Here is a 2356-nt window from a genome sequence, read left to right as displayed (position 1 = left end):
ATCTATCACCCGGGTATGCGTCGCGGCATCACGCGTGGACTGCGCGCGATGATCCGCCGGCGAAGCGCAATCGAGCCCGCCATCGGCCACATGAAGACAAACGGCAGGCTTGATCGGAATTGGCTCAAAGGTGCATTAGGCGATGCGATTCACGCAGTGTTGTGCGGCGCGGGTTACAACCTGAGGATGATCCTCAGGAGGCTGACGCTTTTTTACGTCTTGATGCTGAGCTTGTCCTTCAGCATGCCTCCTCGAATGTTCCTCTCGTAACTCAACTCGTGTAGGGCTCGGCGCATTGTTCAGGGTCGACTCTTTATGGCTGAGGCAGCATTGTCTTAAGCTCAGAACCACATCTATTCACGAAATAAATCCAAATCTCGTCCTCCTCCCTAACAACCGCCAAATAGGTATCTTTAGATTTACTTGAAACAATAAACTCAGGACTCTCTCTATTTACCGCGAATACCTCAAGAATGGGAGTTTCCAACGGGAATTGAACCATCGCCCAAGGAAGTAAGCCCAACCCTCCGATTGAAATCAAACAAGAAACGTCTGATGTCGTGGCCGATATTAGCTCAGCCGATTGTGCAAGCTTCCACCAGCTTTTCGACGCATCTTCCATGCAACGGTCAGAGAAGACGACTGACGGTTGCGACCCAATGCGTACCACATGCGTCCAAACCTGTTGCGGCGTAAAGGTTTGGATCTCATTCGCAAAACCGGAGAAGATAACCTCGGGATGTTTCCCTAAGAAAAATTCTAATTGGGACTTTGCATCAATTTTCATTTCCCCCCCGGATAGTAATAGTGATGTCCGCCATCGATCTGCGAGTAGCGTTCTGCCACATTTACGTTACCACCCCAGCCAAAATCAACGAAATCGCGCGTCGGATCGATTTTTGGCTGCCCTGCATGGAAATGCGGATCTCCATCTTTCAAATGTTCCGAGATCACTCTCGACCCTTGATCTGTCTCAAACTGCATATATCGGCCATGAGATTGAGTGTGATTAGAGAACAAATAGCCAGGCATGCCTCGTCTTGTCGCATCGTTTCCAACTTCCCAAACTGCATCTGGCCTTGTGCCTCTGGGAATTCCGGCCCTATCGAATATTGCGTCCAACGCTTCCTGGCGGGTATCAAATTTTTTATCGCATGATCTGAGTCCTAGGGGATCGATCCACCCAAACATGTTGAGTGCGAACTCATATGGATTTTCACCGCCTTCAAGTCCAATCGGATCCTGCGAGATGAACTGCCCCGTGTAGGGATCGAAATATCTATACCGGTTGTAATGCAGCCCCGACTCGTCATCGAAGTCCTGCCCCTGCAACCTACCTCACAAACTGCGAACAAACCTCTCTAAATCTTCCTTCCATTTACTCGATGTGATCTTGCTAAAATAAAGTCTTTTTCGTCGATTGTTGTCTTCGACGTACAGAATGTCCGCCAATTTTTGAGTTCTTCTACCAAGATCGTCGAATAAATAAAAAATCACATCGAGTGACTTCCCGGATTGAATCTTCTCTATCTTCCAAACCACTCTCTCATCGTCAACAATGAATAAATCGCTATCCTCGTCGAAAATCATCCAACCGGCGTTCTCCAAAGCCTGCTTTAATTCGACCATTCGCGCCGTGGTCATCACAGACTCTCCCAAAAATGCTTCGGTGGTGTAATGCCGCTATTTCTAAATCCGACACTAAGTTTTTCCTGATTTATAGTTGCACCTTCTTTTGACCAAGTATCTATCGAAAGAATTTGTCCTTTCTTGTCTGTGATGGTAAGACTGTAACTATCTTCTCCAACTTTCCGAACATAATACCCTGCGTCGGGGTATTTTCCACCTTTAAGCTGTACTCCGTCCGTGACGTTTTGCCTACCGCGATCAAGATACTCTGCTGGCGACAGATTGGAATGTCGGTGCGCGTGATCCCTTGAGTCCTGAATCACCCGCACTGAATCTCCTTCTGCTCTTCCACCTTGGCGACGCACATTTCTTCTTTTTCTTTAGGCCAAGGGGATCAATCCATCCAAATGTATTCGGTCCAAACTCAAAAACATTCAAGCCGCCAAGCAGCCCAATGGGGTCCTGAGAGATGAAATGTCCAGTGTAGGGATCGAAATATCTGTACCGGTTGTAATGCAGGTTAGATTCAGCGTCGTAATACTGCCCCTGCAACCGAATGGCCTGCTCGACCTTCCGCGTCTCAACCCAATCGATCCCACCCGCAACACTGTAGTGCGTTTCCCAAACTATGTCACCGTCCGCGCTGCTTAGCCTGACCGGCGCACCATTCGGATCATTCTGATAGAAGTAAATCCGCTTGCAGGCCCCGTCATCCACCTGCATCGCC

Annotated in this window: 4 protein-coding genes and 1 pseudogene; 1 reads left to right on the top strand and 4 read right to left on the bottom strand. The window is 48.6% G+C overall.

Annotation, left to right across the window (positions count from 1 at the left end; translation table 11 throughout):
- A pseudogene (locus tag QCE64_RS36270) lies at positions 1-270 on the top strand (hypothetical protein); the annotation flags it as partial.
- Positions 271-313: 43 nt separating this feature from the next.
- On the opposite strand, the gene QCE64_RS36265 reads toward QCE64_RS36270, so the two are convergent.
- From QCE64_RS36265 to QCE64_RS36250, 4 genes are all read right to left on the bottom strand, one after another.
- Complete coding sequence (locus tag QCE64_RS36265; protein ID WP_310009162.1) at positions 314-787, bottom strand: hypothetical protein; 474 nt, start codon at positions 785-787, stop codon at positions 314-316.
- Entirely contained in the window at positions 784-1332 is a 549-nt protein-coding gene (locus QCE64_RS36260) for an RHS repeat-associated core domain-containing protein (protein ID WP_310009160.1), read from the bottom strand. Before QCE64_RS36260 ends, QCE64_RS36265 begins: the two co-directional genes overlap by 4 nt.
- Positions 1333-1338: 6 nt before the next feature.
- Positions 1339-1644 (bottom strand): hypothetical protein, encoded by a 306-nt coding sequence (locus QCE64_RS36255; RefSeq protein ID WP_310009158.1) that lies wholly within the window; start codon positions 1642-1644, stop codon positions 1339-1341.
- A 243-nt stretch (positions 1645-1887) separates the two neighbouring features.
- Positions 1888-2356 (bottom strand): RHS repeat-associated core domain-containing protein (locus tag QCE64_RS36250; RefSeq protein WP_310009156.1); only part of this gene is annotated, 469 nt, incomplete at its 5' end.

Source organism: Caballeronia sp. LZ043, from assembly GCF_031451075.1.
Taxonomy (GTDB): domain Bacteria; phylum Pseudomonadota; class Gammaproteobacteria; order Burkholderiales; family Burkholderiaceae; genus Caballeronia.
Note: the sequence above shows the minus strand (reverse complement) of the source record. Positions and strands in the feature narration are given on the sequence as shown.

What these genes read in the sequence shown, in the direction of transcription:
- QCE64_RS36265 (WP_310009162.1), bottom strand. Translation starts at nt 787, where the DNA reads ATGAAAATTGATGCAAAGTCCCAATTAGAATTTTTCTTAGGGAAACAT.
- QCE64_RS36255 (WP_310009158.1), bottom strand. Translation starts at nt 1,644, where the DNA reads ATGACCACGGCGCGAATGGTCGAATTAAAGCAGGCTTTGGAGAACGCC.